This is a genomic window from Streptomyces sp. NPDC002499, assembly GCF_053595415.1.
Window position 1 is genome coordinate 384,157 of record NZ_JBSFXO010000013.1, and the last position, 18,274, is coordinate 402,430.

Sequence of the window (18,274 nt, forward strand, 5' to 3'; positions counted from 1 at the left end):
GCGGCCGGTGTCATCGAGACACCGGCCGCCCTTCGTCTGTCTGCGGCTGCCTACTGCTGCTGGGGCGGCGGGGGCGGACCCTGCCCGTCCGGCTGCTGCGGGTAGCCGTAACCGGCCGGCGGATACGGCTGTCCGGGCTGCGGCGGATGGGGCTGCCCCGGCTGTGCGTACGGCTGACCCGGCTGGGGCTGACCGGGCTGAGGCGGCTGGGGCTGCTGCGGCGGGTACGGGCCCGGCTGCGCGGGAGGCTGCTGCTGCTGCCCCGGGTAGGGCGGCTGGCCCTGTTGCGGATACGGCTGGCCTTGCTGCGGGTACGGCTGCCCCGGAACCTGTTGGTACTGCTGTCCCGGCAGCGGCGGGGCCGCGACCGGCGGCGGGTTCCCGTCGCTCGTCCACAGGCCGTGCGCCTGCTGGTGGCGTACGAAGTCCTCGGCGACCATCGCCGCGAGGTTGAAGTACGACTCGCGCACCTTCGGCCGCATCATGTCGAGGTCGACCTCGGCACCGGCGGCGAGATGCTCGTCGAAGGGCACGACCACGACACCGCGGCAGCGCGTCTCGAAGTGCCGGACGATGTCGTCGACATTGATCATCTTGCCGGTCTCGCGCACACCGGAGATGACGGTGAGGGAGCGCGAGACAAGGTCCGCGTACCCGTGCGCGGACAGCCAGTCCAGCGTCGTACTGGCGCTGCTCGCCCCGTCCACCGACGGCGTCGAGATGATGATGAGCTGGTCGGCGAGGTCGAGCACACCGCGCATGGCGCTGTAGAGCAGACCCGTGCCCGAGTCGGTGAGGATGACCGGGTACTGCCTGCCCAGCACGTCGATCGCGCGCCGGTAGTCCTCGTCGTTGAACGTGGTCGACACGGCCGGGTCGACGTCGTTGGCGATGATCTCCAGACCGGACGAGGCCTGGGACGTGAACCGCCGGATGTCCATGTAGGAGTTGAGGTACGGGATCGCCTGGACGAGGTCACGGATGGTGGCCCCGGTCTCCCGCCGCACCCGGCGGCCGAGCGTACCGGCGTCCGGGTTGGCGTCGATCGCGAGGATCTTGTCCTGCCGCTCGGTGGCGAGCGTCGAACCGAGCGCCGTGGTGGTCGTGGTCTTGCCGACCCCGCCCTTGAGGCTGATGACGGCGATCCGGTAGCAGGACAGCACGGGCGTCCGGATCAGCTCCAACTTCCGCTGCCGCTCGGCCTCTTCCTTCTTCCCGCCGATCTTGAACCGCGAGGGCGCGGCTCCTGGCCGACCGCTCTTCGCCTTCTGCTTCTTGTTGTTGAGCAGCCGATCGGACGACAGCTCCACGGCGGCGGTGTAACCCAGCGGCGCGGCCCCGGGGTTGGTCATCTGCCGCTGATCGTGCTGCATGGGCTGCGGCCAGGAGGTACCGGTGCGGGGGTCGACGGGGGGCTGCTGGGGATGCGGCGCGTGCGGGTCCTGGGGAGCGGGCTGGGCGGCTTGCGGGTGTTGGGGATCCTGCGGGTGCTGTGGTGCGGGCGCGGGTGCAGGCGCGTGAGGGGCCTGCGGGAACTGGGGGTTCTGCGGAGGCTGAGGGGCTTGCGCGGCTTGGGGGTTGGGCTGCGGGTGAGCCTGCGGCTGGGGCTGCGGGGGGACGCCCGGGTGGGGCTGCGCCTGAGGCGCGGGCTGCTGCGGGAAGCCGTAACCGCCGGGCGCGTCGGGGGTGTTGGGCGCCGGGGACTGCGGGAATCCGTAGCCGCTCGGGGGTGCGTCGGCGGGGGCCTGCGGCGCTGCGGGGGTCGGGGCGGGTGCGGGCGGGGTGGCCGCCGTGTTGGGAACTGGCGGTTGGGGGAAGCCGTAGCCGCTCGGGGGTACGTCGGCGGGGGCTTGCGGTGCTGCGGGCGTCTGCGCGGGCGCTCCGGGGTGCGGGAAGCCGTACCCGTTCGGCGGGGGCGCGTCGGTCTGTGCCTGCGGAGTCGCGGGGGCGGGTGGGGTGTTGGGGGCGACCGGGGGCTGCGGGAAGCCGTAACCGCTCGGTGCGTTGGGGGTGTTGGGCGCCGGCGGTTGAGGGAAGCCGTAGCCGTTCGGCGGCGGGGCGTCGGTCGGCGCCTGCGGTGCCGTGGGTGCCCCGGGGTGCGGGAAGCCGTAGGCGCCGGGGGTGTTGGGGGCGGGCGGGGCCGGCTGCGGGTGGCCCTGGCCGACCGGCTGTGGGGTCGGGGGCTGCTGCGGCGGCTGGTGCCAGGCCGCGGGGGCGGGCTGCGGGGCCTGCGGCTGGAACGGCGGCACGGGCGGCTGGGCCTGAGCGGCTGCCGGTTCCGGCTGCGCGGGCGCGACCGGCTCCGCATGCTGCGGCTGAGGCTGCGCGGGCCACTCGGCCGCCGCTGCGGGCGCGGCGAGTTGGTACGACGGCGGCAACGGCGGCAACCCGCTCTGCGGCGCCGGCGGGGGAGTCCAGACGGGCGGCCCGACCGGCGGAGCGTCCTGCGGCTCGGCGGCGGCCTGGGGAGCGTCGCTTTGCGGCTCCTCGTCCGGGGCGTTGTCCTGCGGCTCGTTGTGTTGGGGCACGGCGTCTGCGGGTGCGGCTTCTTCGGCTACGGCGTTCTCGGTTACGACGTTCTCGTCTACGAGGTCTTCGTGCACGACGTCTTCGTTTACGGCGTCCTCGGCCACCGAGTCTTCGGCAACGGCGTCCTCGGCCACCGCGTCCTCGGTCTCCGCATCGCCAGTCACCGAGCCCGCAAGCTCGGGGTCGGCAGGCGCGGAGTCCTGAGCTTCGGCGTCTTCCGGCTCGGCCTCGGTCTCCGCAGCGGCCTCAGTCTCGGTCTCCGGCGCGACTTCGGGCTCGACCTCGACCTCGACCTCGGCCTCGGCGTCCGGAGTTGCCTCCCCGTTCGCGTCGGGCTCGGCGGCGGCCTCAGTCTCGGGCTGGCCCCCGGCGTCAACCGCTTCCGCTTCCTCCGGTTCCTCGGCTTCCTCCGGCTCGACCGCCGAAGGCTCCGTGGCCTCGTGCTCGTCCTGGCCGTCGGTCGCAACGACCTCGCCGGCGCCCTCCGCCTCCTCGGCGGCGGCAGCAGCAGCGGCAGCCGTGCGCTCCGCGAAGTCCCGCTTCAGGGCGACGGGAGAGATGCGCATGGTCGCGCCGCTCTCCAGATCACCGTTCCCGGACTCGTCCCCGGAATCCGATGCGGCGTCGGAAGGACCCACGAGCGGCTGGACCCCGACGACGGGAACGTTCGGCACGGCGGTCGGAGAAGAGACGTCCGCGACCGGAGCCGGAGTCGGAGCCGCCGGAGCTGTCGCGGGAGTTGGGGCAGGCGCGGGCGGCGTCGGCTGCGCCCCCTGCGGCTCGAATCCACTCCCCGTCGGAAGACTGGGTACCGCCCCCGGCCCGCCAACCACCGGCGCACCCGGCGTGACAGGCGGTGCGAAAGGCGCCCCCGGCACAGGCGCGGGCGGCGCAGGGGGAGCAGCTGGGGGAGTGAAGGCACCCCCAGGCGCGGGCGCGGGAGGCGCCGGCGGCGTGAACGGAGCCCCGGGCGCAGGCGCGGGCGGCGCGGGCGGAGTGAAAGGCGCCCCGGGAGCCGGAGCTGGAGCAGGAATGGAGGCAGGACCGCCGGAGGCACCCGGCCTGGGCGGCTGCGGAAGCGAATGAGCAGGCGGAGTCAGCCCAGGAAGCGCGGAGAAGTCCGCAGGAGAGAGCCCAACTGCCGGCGCACCGGAGTTCACCCCATGTCCGGGTACTTGCCCAGGCACCTGCCCCGGCCCATGACCGGAATCCTGCGACTGGCCAGGACCTTGCCCCTGACCCGGAGCAGCCCCCTGCGCCTCTTGCGAACCCGGCCCTGATCCCGAACCCGATCCCGAACCCGACCCCCCGGACGCGTTCTGCGTGTACCAGGCGGGCGGCGCGTAATCGATGGTGAACTCGCCGGTCGTCTCGACGGAGGCCTCCGCGTCGGGCTGGTCATCGCCGGGTGTGGCCCAGCCCCCGCGGTTCCCGTCCCGATCGCTGCTCACAATTCCTCCTGGTGTGGTCGAGAACCCTCATGCCGTGTCGGGGCGACCATCGCTTGTCGTCCTTACGTTGTCCGAGGTAGTCCGATCCACCGGCTCTCCCCCTGGGACACCACCGCCCGGTCCACGGGTTCTGGCGACGCGCCCCCTCCCAGCCTAATCACCAGGGGCCCCACCTCGGCAGGCCCGTCCACCCCTGAGCGCCTTCCCGGTGCGTCACAACCAGCCCAGAAGTGCCGTAGTCAGCTGCCCCATCGGTGAACAAACCGGGCACGATCCGTGAACGTGCCGGACAGGAATCGACACCGCGGTGCCTGCGCTTACACCCGAAGAGGCGTTCCCTGCAAGGGTGTTGGGGAAACGGCGTCCCACCCCACGCCATGCGTTCCACCAGGCGGCGGGCATAGTGGGGGCCGCTCCGACCACCCCCCGACGGAATCTGACCGAAAAGGACTTCTTCGCGTGAGCTTCGGCCCACCTCCCTCGATCTACACCCAGTCCACACTGGCGGCCGACCGGTCCCGCAGGCGTCGCCGTTTCCGTCTGCTGGGCGCCGTGACGGCCGCCGTAGTCGCCGTCGGAGGTGTCGGCGGCTGGCTCCTGATGTCGGGCGACGACGAGCCCGGAGACCAGAAGACGGCCGTGGTCGCTCAGGCCCCGGACGACGTCAGGGAAACGGTCGAGAAGCGACCCGTATCGCCCGAGGGGCAGAACGTGCTGGAGTTCAGCGAGGAGGGTCTCGCCGCTCGCCCCGACACCGACCCCCGCTACGCGCCCGGCACTTGGGCCACCGGCACGATCCTCGCCAAGGGCATCGCCACCCGTGTCGACGGCTACCGCATCGGCGACGAGAGCGGCGACAAGGCCTGGACCCTCGACCTGGGCGGCCACCTCTGCGCGGTCACGGACCACGTCACCGCCGACGGCCGTACCGCGGTCGTCGTCCAGCCCCCGCAGCCGGAGGGCGCGAAGTCGGAGGGCGTGTGCGACCAGGTCGTCCTCGTCGACCTGGACACCGGCAAGAAGCTCTGGCAGAAGACGATGCCGTCGGCTCGCGCCGCGTTCGTGACCAACACGAACATCACCCTGGCCAAGGGCGTCGTCGCGGTGGGCTGGGGGCACGGCTCGGTCGCGTACGACATGAAGAGCGGCAAGCAGCTCTGGAACGGCACCTCCACCTCCGAGTGCGAGGACAAGGGCTTCGCCGGCGGGCGCGAACTCCTCGCGCTGGAAGCCTGCGGCGCGCTGCCCGACACGCGGTACGAGGTGCAGCGGCTCGACCCGCGCACAGGCAAGGCGCAGTGGACGTACCGACTCGCGAGCGGTGTGCAGGACGTGTACCTGCCCTCGTCCGACCCGCCCGTCCTCGCGGTGGCGGCCGGCGACAGCCTGGTCACCGACCTGATCACGCTGGACGGCGACGGCAAGCACCTGGCCACCATCTCGCTGGGCGGCTACGACGCGAAGTGCGACGACCGGTACTTCGGCAGCTCGTACTTCGGCACCGTCGAGAACTGCGACGGCGTGGTCGTGGGCCCGACCCGGGCGTACGTCACCAGCAAGGAGTCCACCGACCCCGCCCAGGCCGCGGACTGGATCGTGGCGTTCGACCTCAAGACCGGGCGGGGGCAGGGGAAGTTCGACGGACGCCCGTTCCAGCAGGTCTTCCCACTCCGGATGAACGGCGACGAGCTGCTGATCTTCCGCCAGGGCCGCACCGGCTTCCAGTCGGCGGCCGTGGTGAGCTGGAACGCCCGTACGGACCGGGAGACCCCGCTGCTGCTGTTCAGCCTGCCGGAGGATGACGACTCCGAACTCGGCGACCCGGAGCAGTCGGACATGGTCTACGAACAGGGCCGCGTCTTCTTCGCCAAGCGCGAACTGTCCCGCGACGACAAGTCCCCGAAGGACCCGGTCCTGGTGACCGTCGGCTACGGCACCGCGGGGCTGAAGCACTGAGGGCCGTAGGAGAAGGAGTAAGGGGCGGCACGTATACGTGCCGCCCCTTACTCCTTCTCGCGATCGCCTACGCGCGCGTGCTCACTCCGCCGACAGGCCCCCGTTGCGCGTCGTCGGCTCCAGGTCGAACTCGCCGTCCCGCGCGCCGAGCACGAAGGCCCGCCACTCCGCCTCGGTGTAGCGCAGCACGGTGTCCGGGTCGAGCGAGGACCGCATGGCGACCGCCCCGTCGGGAAGGTCGGCGATCTCGACCCGCTCCTCGTGCTCCTCGGTACCGGGCGCGCTGCGCCACTCGACGCCGGAGATGTCGAGCGCGTACAGCTCGTCGCGCTCGCGCTCCTTGCGCGCCTTGATCTGCTCTTCCGTCTCCGCCATGCCGCAGCGACCCCTTCCCGACGTGATCCGTGTGCCAACCTTAGTGACCTGGTACGCCCGCCTTCCGGGGTTCGCGGAGCTGGTAAGGGCGCCCACCGGCTCCTGGTACCCTGAGTGACGGCCGTTTGTGTTACGGCTTTCCGCCTGACGAGTCACCGAAGCTCCCCCGAGAATTAGACCGGGGGCACTCGAAGGCACACAGACCATGAGGAGTACGCGTGTCGCTCGACGCCGCCACGAAGAAGCAGATCATCGGCGAGTTCGGCCAGAAGGAGGGCGACACCGGCTCCCCCGAGGTCCAGGTCGCCATGCTCTCGCGCCGCATCTCGGACCTGACCGAGCACCTCAAGACCCACAAGCACGACCACCACTCCCGTCGTGGTCTGCTGATCCTGGTCGGTCAGCGCCGCCGGCTGCTCCAGTACCTGGCCAAGAAGGACATCCAGCGCTTCCGTGCGCTGGTCGACCGCCTGGGCATCCGTCGCGGTGCGGCGGGCGCCAAGTAGTACGCCGTGAAGGGGGCGGTTCCCGAAGCGATCGGGGGCCGCTCCCTTCGCCGTTTGTGCCGCCGTACGTGCGGAAACGTGCGGAGTGTCACACCCGCTTTGTAGTGTGGTAGCACAACGCAACAGCACGAGGAGAAGTGCACCTCGCCGCCGCCGGTCCTCGGTAGTGGCTCCCGGGCAATGCGAACCCGGGTGCTTCGATCGAAGACCGGCCCGCAACAGGTGGAGCGCTTCTCCGCTCATGTCCCCCCGCCATACGGGCGGATCGGGACAAAAGACGAAAAGCAGACGAAAAGTAACGGAGAACACGCTAGTGGAGAACGAGACCCACTACGCCGAGGCCGTCATCGACAATGGCACCTTCGGTACCCGCACCATCCGCTTCGAGACGGGCCGCCTGGCCAAGCAGGCCGCCGGCTCCGCCGTGGCGTACCTGGACGACGACACCATGGTGCTGTCGGCCACCACCGCCTCCAAGAACCCCAAGGACCAGCTCGACTTCTTCCCCCTCACGGTGGACGTCGAGGAGCGGATGTACGCCGCCGGCAAGATCCCCGGCAGCTTCTTCCGCCGCGAGGGCCGTCCCTCCGAGGACGCCATCCTCACCTGTCGCCTGATCGACCGCCCGCTGCGCCCGTCCTTCAAGAAGGGCCTTCGCAACGAGATCCAGGTCGTCGCCACGATCATGGCGCTCAACCCCGACCACCTGTACGACGTCGTCGCGATCAACGCGGCCTCCGCGTCCACGCAGCTGGCCGGTCTGCCCTTCTCCGGCCCGATCGGCGGCGTCCGTGTCGCGCTGATCAACGGCCAGTGGGTCGCCTTCCCGACGCACACCGAGCTCGAGGACGCCGTCTTCGACATGGTCGTCGCCGGTCGCGTCCTGGAGGACGGCGACGTCGCCATCATGATGGTCGAGGCCGAGGCCACCGAGAAGACCATCCAGCTGGTCGCGGGCGGCGCCGAGGCGCCCACCGAGGAGGTCGTCGCCTCCGGTCTGGACGCCGCGAAGCCCTTCATCAAGGTGCTCTGCAAGGCCCAGGCCGACCTCGCCGCCAAGGCCGCCAAGCCCACCGGCGAGTTCCCGGTCTTCCTCGACTACCAGGACGACGTCCTGGAGGCGCTCACCGCCGCCGTCAAGGACGAGCTGTCCCAGGCGCTCACCATCGCGGGCAAGCAGGACCGCGAGGCCGAGCTGGACCGCGTCAAGGGTCTCGCCGCCGAGAAGCTGCTCCCGCAGTTCGAGGGCCGCGAGAAGGAGATCTCCGCCGCGTACCGCTCGCTGACCAAGTCCCTGGTCCGTGAGCGCGTCATCAAGGACAAGGTCCGCATCGACGGCCGCGGCGTCACGGACATCCGTACGCTCGCCGCCGAGGTCGAGGCCATCCCGCGCGTGCACGGCTCGGCGCTGTTCGAGCGTGGCGAGACCCAGATCCTGGGCGTCACCACCCTGAACATGCTCCGGATGGAGCAGCAGCTGGACACCCTCTCCCCGGTGACCCGCAAGCGCTACATGCACAACTACAACTTCCCGCCGTACTCCGTCGGCGAGACCGGCCGCGTCGGCTCCCCGAAGCGTCGCGAGATCGGCCACGGAGCGCTCGCCGAGCGCGCCCTGGTCCCGGTCCTGCCGACCCGCGAGGAGTTCCCCTACGCGATCCGTCAGGTGTCCGAGGCCCTCGGCTCCAACGGTTCGACGTCCATGGGCTCGGTCTGCGCCTCCACCATGTCGCTGCTGAACGCCGGTGTGCCCCTGAAGGCCCCGGTCGCCGGTATCGCCATGGGCCTGATCTCCCAGGAGATCAAGGGCGAGACGCACTACGTCGCCCTCACCGACATCCTCGGTGCGGAGGACGCCTTCGGTGACATGGACTTCAAGGTCGCCGGCACCAAGGAGTTCGTGACCGCCCTCCAGCTGGACACCAAGCTGGACGGCATCCCGGCCTCCGTCCTGGCCGCGGCCCTCAAGCAGGCCCGTGACGCCCGCCTCCACATCCTCGACGTGATGATGGAAGCGATCGACACGCCGGACGAGATGTCCCCCAACGCCCCGCGGATCATCACCGTCAAGATCCCCGTGGACAAGATCGGCGAGGTCATCGGCCCGAAGGGCAAGATGATCAACCAGATCCAGGAGGACACCGGCGCCGAGATCACGATCGAGGACGACGGCACCATCTACATCGGTGCCCAGGTCGGCTCGCAGGCCGAGGCCGCCCGCGCCACGATCAACGGCATCGCCAACCCGACCATGCCGGAGGTCGGCGAGCGCTACCTGGGTACGGTCGTCAAGACCACCACCTTCGGTGCGTTCGTGTCGCTGCTCCCGGGCAAGGACGGTCTGCTGCACATCTCGCAGATCCGCAAGCTCGCCGGCGGCAAGCGCGTGGAGAACGTCGAGGACGTGCTGGGCGTGGGCGCCAAGGTCCAGGTCGAGATCGCCGAGATCGACTCCCGCGGCAAGCTCTCCCTGATCCCCGTGATCGAGGGCGAGAGCGACGACGAGAAGAAGGACGACACCGACCAGTGACGTCGAGCGGCTCCACGGCGACGGCCCGCACCTCTTCGGAGGCGCGGGCCGTCGCCCGTACCCAAACCGTCATCGAGGGCACCAACGGCATCGGCACGGTCCGCAAGACCACCCTCCCGGGCGGCCTGCGCATCGTCACCGAGACGCTGCCCTCGGTGCGCTCCGCCACGTTCGGCATCTGGGCGCACGTCGGCTCCCGTGACGAGACGCCGTCCCTGAACGGCGCCACGCACTACCTGGAGCACCTGCTCTTCAAGGGCACCTCCAAGCGCAGCGCGCTGGACATCTCCTCCGCCATCGACGCGGTCGGCGGCGAGATGAACGCGTTCACCGCCAAGGAGTACACGTGCTACTACGCGCGCGTGCTCGACACCGACCTCCCCCTCGCCATCGACGTCGTCTGCGACATGCTCACGGGCTCGCTGATCCGCGAGGACGACGTGAACGTCGAGCGCGGCGCGATCCTCGAAGAGATCGCCATGACCGAGGACGACCCGGGCGACTGCGTGCACGACCTGTTCGCGCACACGATGTTCGGCGACAACCCCCTCGGCCGCCCGGTCCTCGGCACGGTCGACACGGTCAACGCCCTCACCGCCGACCGCATCCGCCGCTTCTACAAGAAGCACTACGACCCGACCCACCTGGTGGTGGCGGCTGCCGGCAACATCGACCACAACAGGGTCGTACGCCAGGTCCGCGCCGCCTTCGAGAAGTCGGGCGCCTTCAAGAGCGCCGACGCCGCGCCCATCGCCCCGCGCGACGGGCGCCGCGCCCTGCGCACCGCGGGCCGCGTCGAACTGATCGGCCGCAAGACCGAACAGGCGCACGTCGTCCTCGGCATGCCCGGCCTGGCCCGCACGGACGACCGCCGCTGGGCGCTCGGGGTCCTCAACACGGCCCTGGGCGGCGGCATGTCCTCCCGCCTGTTCCAGGAGGTCCGGGAGAAGCGCGGCCTGGCCTACAGCGTGTACTCGTACACGTCCGGCTTCGCCGACTGCGGTCTCTTCGGCGTCTACGCCGGCTGCCGGCCCTCGCAGGTCCACGACGTACTGAAGATCTGCCGTGACGAGCTCGACCAGGTCGCCGAGCACGGTCTGTCCGACGACGAGATCGACCGCGCGATCGGCCAGCTCCGGGGTTCCACGGTCCTGGGTCTCGAGGACACGGGCGCGCTGATGAACCGCATCGGCAAGAGCGAGCTGTGCTGGGGCGAGCAGATGTCCGTCGACGACATGCTGGCCCGGATAGCGTCGGTCACCCCGGACGACGTCCGCGCGGTCGCCCGCGACATCCTGGGACAGCGGCCCTCGCTGTCGGTCATCGGGCCGCTGAAGGACAAACAGGCGTCCCGTCTCCAGGAAGCCGTCGCCTGACACCCCTCCGGTAAGGAAGCAAGAACATGAGCAAGCTGCGCGTGGCCGTCCTCGGTGCCAAGGGCCGGATCGGTGCGGAGGCGGTACGGGCCGTCGAGGCCGCCGAGGACATGGAGCTGGTCGCCGCCCTCGGCCGGGGCGACAAGCTGGAGACGCTGGCGGACACCGGCGCCCAGGTCGCGGTCGAACTGACCACCCCCGCCTCGGTGATGGGCAACCTCGACTTCTGCGTCCGGCACGGCATCCACGCGGTCGTCGGCACCACCGGCTGGACCGACGACCGCCTCGCGCACCTCAAGGACCTGCTCGCCCAGTCCCCGGAGACCGGCGTGCTCATCGCGCCGAACTTCTCCATCGGCGCCGTCCTCACCATGAAGTTCGCGCAGATCGCCGCGCCCTACTTCGAGTCGGTGGAGGTCATCGAACTCCACCACCCGAACAAGGTCGACGCGCCCAGCGGCACCGCCGCCCGGACCGCCCAGCTCATCGCCGAGGCCCGGGCGACGGCGGGCTCGGCGCCCGCGCCGGACGCCACGGTGACGGCCCTGGACGGCGCGCGCGGCGCCAGCGTGGACGGCGTCCCGGTGCACTCGATCCGCCTGCGCGGCCTCCTCGCCCACCAGGAGGTCCTGCTCGGCGGCGAGGGCGAGACGCTGACGATCCGCCACGACTCCCTGCACCACAGCAGCTTCATGCCGGGCATCCTGCTCGGCGCGCGCCGCGTGGTGACCACACCGGGCCTCACCTTCGGCCTGGAACACTTCCTGGACCTGGGCTGACACCTGCCATGCGAGCCAAGCTCACCTACGCCGTCACGGCCGCCGTCCTGGTCTTCTACTTCGTCCTGGTCGGCAGCCGCGGCGTCATGCTGATCCAGTCCGGCACGCTCCTGACCGTCACCTTCGGCGTGGCGGTGCTGATCCTGCCGGTGATCGGCCTGTGGTTCCTGTGGAAGAACACCCAGTTCGTCCGCAGGGCCAACGCGCTGGCCGCCGAACTCGACGCCGAGGGCGGCCTGCCCGTCGACGAACTGGCGCGCACGCCCGGCGGCCGTATCGACCGCGACTCGGCCGACGAGGTCTTCGCCAAGCGCAGGGCCGAGACGGAGGCTGCCCCCGACGACTGGCGCAGCTGGTTCCGGCTGGCCGTCGCCTACCACGACGCCCGCGACACCCCGCGCGCCCGCAAGGCGATGCAACGGGCGATCGCCCTGCACGACGGCCGGACCATCGAGGCCTGACCGCATCCTCGAAGGATGCCCGCGCCGCAATACGCCGAAGGGGCCGCCCCGCACCAACTGCGGGCCGGCCCCTTCGACTTGAGTACAGGCGACTTGCGTACGACCGTCGGCGTCAGCTCCGCCGATTCTCCGCGGCCCAGGCCTCGATGGTGTCCGCCGCACGGTCGAACGACCCCGTGCGCGCAAGGAAGTCGGCGTTGTGCGTCGTCAACAGCACCGGCGCGTCCTCCGGGCTGCGGTCGTTGCGTACGAGGACCAGCGCCTGTCCCTGCACGGTCCGGGGCAACCCCAGCCAGCGCACCGGCTGTTGGACCGTCCGCACGGCGACGACCCGGTCCCAGGGCGTGGTCCGCGTGCCGAAGAAGCTCACCCGGCGCAGCCCGTGCGCGCTGACCCACACGCCCACGCGCAGCAGGCGCAGCGAGCAGAGGATGACGGCGAACGCGATCGCGAGGATCACGCCGGCTTCGGACGCCGAGGTGGTGAGCGCCAGGATGACCGCGGAGAACAGCACGAACGAGGCGAGCAGCAGCCAAAGGGCCGCCATGCCGACGCGCCAGGGGCCGGGACGGTAGGGCCGCCGCCAGCGGTCGCGGTCGTCGAACGGCAGCGCGATGTCGTCCGCCGTCTCGAAGGTTCGGTCGGCCGTCAGGAAGGGCAGGGGCACGGCTGGTCCTCACTCAATCCATGCATGGGCTGTGCCCGGTGAGGTTATCCGGCTGTGTCCGTGCTCACCACCTGTGGGGTCCGGATGGAGTCAACGCCCCTGGGATGCCTGTGATTGCTGGGCCGGTGTGGACGTCGGGGTGGACAGCGCCGGCATGCCGAGGATCAGCGAACCCGCTATCCCGGCGACGATGGTGAGCCCCAGCAGCCAACGCCCGGCCGTCTGGCCGAAGGACGCCCGCTCCCGGGGCGGCGGAGCGACATTGCTGCGGAACCTGTCGGCTTCGGCGAGGAAGGCGAACGGGACGGGTTCGCGCCGACTGAACATCGGGGTGCTTCTCCCTTCGGGTCGAACGAATCACTCTCATCAGGTCAGACGAGCGAATGCCCCAAGAGGTGCCCGGTTTCGCCGAATTCACAGAATTTCGCCGCAGTATGTCGCGACCCGCCACCGAACGCCCGTTGTCGGTCCCGGCCCGTAGAGTGGGCGCCGCCCGAGAGCAGAGACGGAAGGACCCCGCGAGCCGTGACCGACACCCCCACCGACGACCACAAGCCCAGCTTCCGCAGCGACGTCACCGTCGAGTTGGTCAAGCACACCGCGTCCGACGCCGACGTCCTGTTCGCCGCCCGCGTCTCGACCATCGGCGAGCAGTCCCTGGACGAGATGGGCAAGGACCCGGAGCGCTCCAAGGGCCTGATCAACTACCTGATGCGAGACCGCCACGGCAGCCCCTTCGAACACAACTCGATGACCTTCTTCGTGAGCGCCCCGATCTTCGTCTTCCGCGAGTTCATGAGGCACCGGGTGGGGTGGTGTGTCGCCGGCGACACGGAGATCACGCTGGTGAGCGAGGCAGGAAATCTGCGGCGTCGCTCGATCGAGGAGCTCTACAAGCTGTGGCACCTCGGGGTGGAGGACCGGCTGCCGCATTCGGCGGGGGGTGTCACCTGGCACGCCCGCGCGCAGAAGTGGATGGCGCAGGTCCGTCGAGGCGAGACCAACCACTACCTCGGGCTGTACGACAACCGTGACGCGGCGGACTCCGCCGTCGCGGAATTCCGCGAGCAGCACCCGTCCACCCGTCTGCGCACGCTCGAATCGGTGCGGCGCAACCACGTCCGCTGCTACGACGAAGAGACCCTGACCGCGCAACGGGCTCCGATCGTCGACGTCATCCAGTCGGGTATCAAGCCGCTGATCAAGATCACCACCGCAGGCGGCAGAGTCCTGCGTTCCACGGTCGATCACGCGGTGCTCACCCCGGACGGATGGCGGAAGGCCGGTGAACTCGAGGTCGGAGACGCGGTCATGGCCGCCGGCACGGCACCTCGGCCTTCGGAGCGGCTCGTCCCGCCGAGCCTCCGTCGTGGTGTCGGGGTCTGGACCTCGATGCAGCGCGACCGGCTGATCGGCGACACCGACCGCTGTCATCTCTGCGAGGAGTCCTTTCCGCGCGAGCAGCTCGCGCTCGATCATGTCGTTCCCGTCGCCGCGGACCTGACCCGTGCGCTCGACGAGCGGAACCTGGCGCCCGCCTGTGAGCCCTGCCATGCGGCCAAGAGCGCATCGGAACAGAACCTCGCCCGACGCGGCGGAAAGATCGCCGTGGCCCTTCCGGATCCGATCGTCTCGATCGAGGACGACGGCGAGGAGATGACGTACGACCTGACCGTGGAAGGGCCGTGGCACAACTTCCTCGCGAACGACATCGTCGTCCACAACTCCTACAACGAGGAGTCCGGCCGCTACCGGGAGCTCCAGCCCGTCTTCTACGTCCCCGGAGAAGACCGCAAGCTCGTCCAGCAGGGCCGTCCGGGCAAGTACGAGTTCGTGGCGGGCTCCGAGGAGCAGCAGGCGATCGTGGAGCGCTCGATGCAGGACTCGTACGTCCAGGCGTACGAGCGCTACCAGGAGATGCTCGCCGCCGGAGTCGCACGAGAGGTCGCCCGGGCCGTCCTCCCCGTCGGGCTCTTCTCCTCGATGTACGCCACCTGCAACGCCCGCTCGCTGATGCACTTCCTCGGCCTGCGCACCCAGCACGAGCTGGCCAAGGTGCCGTCCTTCCCGCAGCGGGAGATCGAGATGGTCGGCGAGAAGATGGAGGAGGAGTGGGCCAAGCTCATGCCGCTCACCCATGCCGCCTTCAACACCAACGGCCGTGTCGCCCCGTAACCCGGCACACATGTACGGATCAGCCGAGCGAAGTGTCCGTATTGCGGCATTTAGAGAAGTTCATCTAGCCTGATCAAACGGACCCGGTACTGCTTGAACCCCCGAGCAGGCAGTACCGGGCTCCTCCTTTGTCCGGACTTATCCCGCACCCCAAGGGCAGACCCCGCATTGAGCAGCGAGTAGCGTGTTACCCATGGCTCCGACCTCCACTCCGCAGACCCCCTTCGGGAGGGTCCTCACCGCCATGGTCACGCCCTTCACGGCGGACGGCGCGCTCGACCTCGACGGCGCACAGCGGCTCGCCACCCACCTGGTGGACGCAGGCAACGACGGCCTGATCATCAACGGCACCACCGGTGAGTCCCCGACCACCAGCGACGCGGAGAAAGCGGATCTCGTACGAGCCGTACTGGAGGCGGTCGGCGACCGGGCCCACGTGGTGGCCGGCGTCGGCACCAACAACACCCACCACAGCATCGAGCTGGCCCGCACCGCCGAGAAGACCGGCGCGCACGGCCTCCTCGTCGTCACCCCGTACTACAACAAGCCCCCGCAGGAGGGCCTGTACCGACACTTCACGGCCGTCGCCGACGCCGCCGAGCTGCCGGTCATGCTCTACGACATCCCCGGCCGCAGTGGCGTCCCCATCGCCACCGAGACCCTGGTCCGACTGGCCGAGCACCCCAGGATCGTCGCCAACAAGGACGCCAAGGGCGACCTCGGCCGCGCGAGCTGGGCCATCTCCCGCGCGGACCTCGCCTGGTACTCCGGCGATGACATGCTCAACCTGCCGCTGCTCTCCGTGGGCGCGGTCGGCTTCGTCTCGGTCGTCGGCCATGTCGTCACACCCGACCTGCGCGCCCTCGTCGACGCCTTCGTCTCGGGCGACGTACAGAAGGCCACCGAGATCCACCAGAAGCTGCTCCCCATCTACACGGGCATGTTCCGCACCCAGGGCGTCATGACCACGAAGGCCGCGCTCACCCTCCAGGGACTGCCCGCCGGACCGCTGCGCGCACCGATGGTCGAGTGCACTTCCGAAGAGATCGAGCAGCTCAAGATCGATCTTGCCGCCGGCGGGGTACAGCTCTGACACCAGACTTCACAACTGAATAAGCGGGCCACCGATGCCTGCAATCCACAATGACAACTGCTACACGCACGAACGTCACGCACGCCACGTGCCCATCGGTACGTGGCGTGTGTGGTGAGGAGAGTCTTTTGAGTCATCCGCATCCTGAACTCGGCCCGCCCCCGCCGCTCCCCGAAGGCGGCCTACGGGTCACCCCACTGGGCGGCCTCGGCGAGATCGGCCGAAACATGACGGTCTTCGAGTACGGAGGCCGCCTGCTGATCGTCGACTGCGGCGTGCTCTTCCCTGAGGAGGAGCAGCCCGGAATCGACCTGATCCTGCCGGACTTCACGTCCATCCGGGACCGCCTCGACGACATCGAGGGCATCGTCCTGACCCATGGACACGAAGACCACATCGGCGGTGTCCCCTTCCTCCTGCGGGAGAAGCCGGACATCCCGCTGATCGGCTCCAAGCTGACCCTCGCCCTCATTGAGGCGAAGCTCCAGGAGCACCGCATCCGCCCGTACACCCTTGAGGTGGCGGAGGGGAACCGCGAACGTGTGGGCCCCTTCGACTGCGAGTTCGTCGCGGTCAACCACTCCATCCCGGACGCCCTGGCGGTCGCCATCCGCACGCCGGCCGGCATGGTCGTCCACACGGGCGACTTCAAGATGGACCAGCTCCCGCTGGACAACCGCCTCACGGACCTGCACGCGTTCGCACGGCTCAGCGAGGAGGGCATCGACCTGCTCCTCGCCGACTCGACGAACGCCGAGGTCCCGGGCTTCGTCCCGCCCGAGCGCGAGATCTCGAACGTGCTGCGCCAGGTCTTCGGCAGCGCCCGCAAGCGGATCATCGTGGCGAGCTTCGCCAGCCACGTCCACCGCATCCAGCAGATCCTGGACGCGGCCCACGAGCACGGCCGCAGGGTCGCCTTCGTCGGCCGCTCGATGGTCCGCAACATGGGCATCGCCCGTGACCTGGGCTACCTCAAGGTCCCACCGGGCCTGGTCGTCGACGTCAAGACGCTCGACGACCTCCCGGACAGCCAGGTGGTCCTGGTCTGCACAGGCTCCCAGGGCGAACCGATGGCGGCCCTGTCCCGCATGGCCAACCGGGACCACCAGATCCGGATCGTCGAGGGCGACACCGTGATCCTGGCGTCCTCCCTGATCCCCGGCAACGAGAACGCGGTCTACCGCGTGATCAACGGCCTCACCCGCTGGGGCGCCAACGTCATCCACAAGGGCAACGCCAAGGTGCACGTCTCGGGCCACGCGTCCGCCGGCGAGCTCCTGTACTTCTACAACATCTGCCGGCCGAAGAACCTGATGCCGGTCCACGGCGAATGGCGCCACCTACGGGCCAACGCCGAGCTGGGCGCCCTCACCGGCGTCCCGCACGACCGGATCGTCATCGCCGAGGACGGCGTGGTCGTCGACCTCATCGAAGGCAAGGCGAAGATCTCGGGCAAGGTCCAGGCGGGTTACGTCTACGTCGACGGCCTGTCCGTCGGCGATGTCGGCGAGCCGGCCCTGAAGGACCGAAAGATCCTCGGCGACGAGGGCATCATCTCGGTCTTCGTGGTCATCGACTCCTCGACCGGCAAGATCACGGCGGGCCCGCACATCCAGGCCCGCGGTTCGGGCATCGACGACTCCGTCTTCGGTGCGGTCACTCCGAAGATCACAGAGGTGCTGGAGCGGTCGGCCCAGGACGGCGTGGTGGAGCCGCACCAGATGCAGCAACTCATCCGCCGCACCCTCGGCAAGTGGGTCTCCGACACCTATCGGCGCAGGCCGATGATCCTCCCGGTGGTGGTGGAGGTCTGATCACGTACGACCCCTCGTACGCGTGACCTTGGAGCGGGCCGCCTCGATTTGCATCGAGGCGGCCCGCTCCAGTACGTTTACGTCTCCGCCTGAACGGGAACCCGGACGCTTCGTGTGTCCGAACCGGTCTCCGAAGCGGGTGGGAATTCCGACTCAGAGTCTCTGATAAAGTCGGAGTCGCCGGAAAGGGAAACGCGAAAGCGAGAACCTGGAAAGCACCGAGGAAATCGGATCGGAAAACGATCTGATAGAGTCGGAAACGCAAGACCGAAGGGAAGCGCCCGGAGGAAAGCCCGAGAGGGTGAGTACAAAGGAAGCGGCCGTTTCTTGAGAACTCAACAGCGTGCCAAAAGTCAACGCCAGATATGTTGATACCCCGTCTCCAGTCATTACGGTTGGGGCGTGGTTCCTTTGAAGAACAAAACACAGCGAGGACGCTGTGAACGGTCGGGCTTATTCCGCCTGACTGTTCCGCTCTCGTGGTGTCATCCCGATTACGGGAGAACATTCACGGAGAGTTTGATCCTGGCTCAGGACGAACGCTGGCGGCGTGCTTAACACA

General features: G+C 69.5%; 13 protein-coding genes and 2 pseudogenes. 10 read left to right on the forward strand and 5 right to left on the reverse strand.

All coding sequences use genetic code 11. The features are described from left to right. Nucleotides 1-50: 50 nt before the first annotated feature. On the reverse strand, nt 51-3,095 hold the full coding sequence (locus ACWD5F_RS35025; RefSeq protein ID WP_451260356.1) for a nucleotide-binding protein: 3,045 nt from the start codon (nt 3,093-3,095) through the stop codon (nt 51-53). Nucleotides 3,096-3,899: 804 nt separating this feature from the next. Next, nucleotides 3,900-3,980: pseudogene (locus ACWD5F_RS35030) on the reverse strand (hypothetical protein); the annotation flags it as partial. Nucleotides 3,981-4,439: 459 nt separating this feature from the next. Between ACWD5F_RS35030 and ACWD5F_RS35035 the strand changes: the two are divergent. Further along, complete coding sequence (locus tag ACWD5F_RS35035) at nt 4,440-5,936, forward strand: outer membrane protein assembly factor BamB family protein (protein WP_451260342.1); 1,497 nt, start codon at nt 4,440-4,442, stop codon at nt 5,934-5,936. 81 nt (nt 5,937-6,017) lie between these two features. Here the strand turns inward: ACWD5F_RS35035 and ACWD5F_RS35040 are convergent, their stop codons facing one another. Then, entirely contained in the window at nt 6,018-6,311 is a 294-nt protein-coding gene (locus ACWD5F_RS35040) for a DUF397 domain-containing protein (RefSeq protein ID WP_401723067.1), read from the reverse strand. 218 nt (nt 6,312-6,529) lie between these two features. Between ACWD5F_RS35040 and rpsO the strand changes: the two genes are divergently transcribed. The 5 genes from rpsO (at nt 6,530) to ACWD5F_RS35065 (ending at nt 11,963) form a co-directional block, all read left to right on the forward strand. Beyond that, nucleotides 6,530-6,817 carry a 30S ribosomal protein S15 gene (rpsO, locus tag ACWD5F_RS35045; RefSeq protein WP_073494901.1) on the forward strand — a complete coding sequence of 96 codons (288 nt, stop codon included), beginning with the start codon at nt 6,530-6,532 and terminating at the stop codon, nt 6,815-6,817. 313 nt (nt 6,818-7,130) lie between these two features. After that, on the forward strand, nt 7,131-9,347 hold the full coding sequence (locus ACWD5F_RS35050; protein WP_401723069.1) for a polyribonucleotide nucleotidyltransferase: 2,217 nt from the start codon (nt 7,131-7,133) through the stop codon (nt 9,345-9,347). Beyond that, on the forward strand, nt 9,344-10,723 hold the full coding sequence (locus tag ACWD5F_RS35055) for a M16 family metallopeptidase (RefSeq protein ID WP_401723071.1): 1,380 nt from the start codon (nt 9,344-9,346) through the stop codon (nt 10,721-10,723). The genes ACWD5F_RS35050 and ACWD5F_RS35055 overlap by 4 nt, the downstream gene beginning before the upstream one ends. 26 nt (nt 10,724-10,749) lie before the next feature. Beyond that, nucleotides 10,750-11,502 carry a 4-hydroxy-tetrahydrodipicolinate reductase gene (gene dapB / locus ACWD5F_RS35060; RefSeq protein ID WP_123997344.1) on the forward strand — a complete coding sequence of 251 codons (753 nt, stop codon included), beginning with the start codon at nt 10,750-10,752 and terminating at the stop codon, nt 11,500-11,502. Between the two features lie 8 nt (nt 11,503-11,510). Further along, nucleotides 11,511-11,963, forward strand: coding sequence for a tetratricopeptide repeat protein (locus tag ACWD5F_RS35065; RefSeq protein ID WP_401723076.1), 453 nt, complete (start codon nt 11,511-11,513; stop codon nt 11,961-11,963). A gap of 112 nt (nt 11,964-12,075) precedes the next feature. Here ACWD5F_RS35065 and ACWD5F_RS35070 read toward each other — a convergent pair whose 3' ends face one another. Together ACWD5F_RS35070 and ACWD5F_RS35075 are read right to left on the reverse strand one after the other, a co-directional pair. Beyond that, nucleotides 12,076-12,630, reverse strand: coding sequence for a PH domain-containing protein (locus ACWD5F_RS35070; protein WP_451260343.1), 555 nt, complete (start codon nt 12,628-12,630; stop codon nt 12,076-12,078). 90 nt (nt 12,631-12,720) lie between these two features. Continuing rightward, nucleotides 12,721-12,957: a hypothetical protein gene (locus ACWD5F_RS35075; RefSeq protein ID WP_451260344.1), complete on the reverse strand. Its 237-nt coding sequence runs from the start codon at nt 12,955-12,957 to the stop codon at nt 12,721-12,723. Nucleotides 12,958-13,155: 198 nt separating this feature from the next. On the opposite strand from ACWD5F_RS35075, the pseudogene ACWD5F_RS35080 reads away from it, so the two are divergent. The 4 genes and pseudogenes from ACWD5F_RS35080 to ACWD5F_RS35095 all read left to right on the forward strand — a co-directional run. Beyond that, nucleotides 13,156-13,446 (forward strand): annotated as a pseudogene (locus ACWD5F_RS35080) (FAD-dependent thymidylate synthase); the annotation flags it as partial. Nucleotides 13,447-13,605: 159 nt separating this feature from the next. Continuing rightward, a complete protein-coding gene (thyX, locus tag ACWD5F_RS35085) occupies nt 13,606-14,805 on the forward strand; it encodes an FAD-dependent thymidylate synthase (protein WP_451260357.1) in 1,200 nt (399 codons plus the stop codon). Between the two features lie 193 nt (nt 14,806-14,998). Further along, entirely contained in the window at nt 14,999-15,898 is a 900-nt protein-coding gene (gene dapA / locus ACWD5F_RS35090) for a 4-hydroxy-tetrahydrodipicolinate synthase (protein WP_401723087.1), read from the forward strand. Nucleotides 15,899-16,026: 128 nt separating this feature from the next. Then, entirely contained in the window at nt 16,027-17,712 is a 1,686-nt protein-coding gene (locus ACWD5F_RS35095; protein WP_451260345.1) for a ribonuclease J, read from the forward strand. Nucleotides 17,713-18,274 lie beyond the last annotated feature (562 nt).

Bases quoted from the DNA above. Each gene is read 5' to 3' on its own strand.
- ACWD5F_RS35025 (WP_451260356.1), bottom strand. From the start codon at position 3,095: ATGCGCATCTCTCCCGTCGCCCTGAAGCGGGACTTCGCGGAGCGCACG.
- ACWD5F_RS35040 (WP_401723067.1), bottom strand. From the start codon at position 6,311: ATGGCGGAGACGGAAGAGCAGATCAAGGCGCGCAAGGAGCGCGAGCGC.
- dapB (WP_123997344.1), top strand. From the start codon at position 10,750: ATGAGCAAGCTGCGCGTGGCCGTCCTCGGTGCCAAGGGCCGGATCGGT.
- ACWD5F_RS35065 (WP_401723076.1), top strand. From the start codon at position 11,511: ATGCGAGCCAAGCTCACCTACGCCGTCACGGCCGCCGTCCTGGTCTTC.
- ACWD5F_RS35075 (WP_451260344.1), bottom strand. From the start codon at position 12,957: ATGTTCAGTCGGCGCGAACCCGTCCCGTTCGCCTTCCTCGCCGAAGCC.
- thyX (WP_451260357.1), top strand. From the start codon at position 13,606: ATGGCGCAGGTCCGTCGAGGCGAGACCAACCACTACCTCGGGCTGTAC.
- dapA (WP_401723087.1), top strand. From the start codon at position 14,999: ATGGCTCCGACCTCCACTCCGCAGACCCCCTTCGGGAGGGTCCTCACC.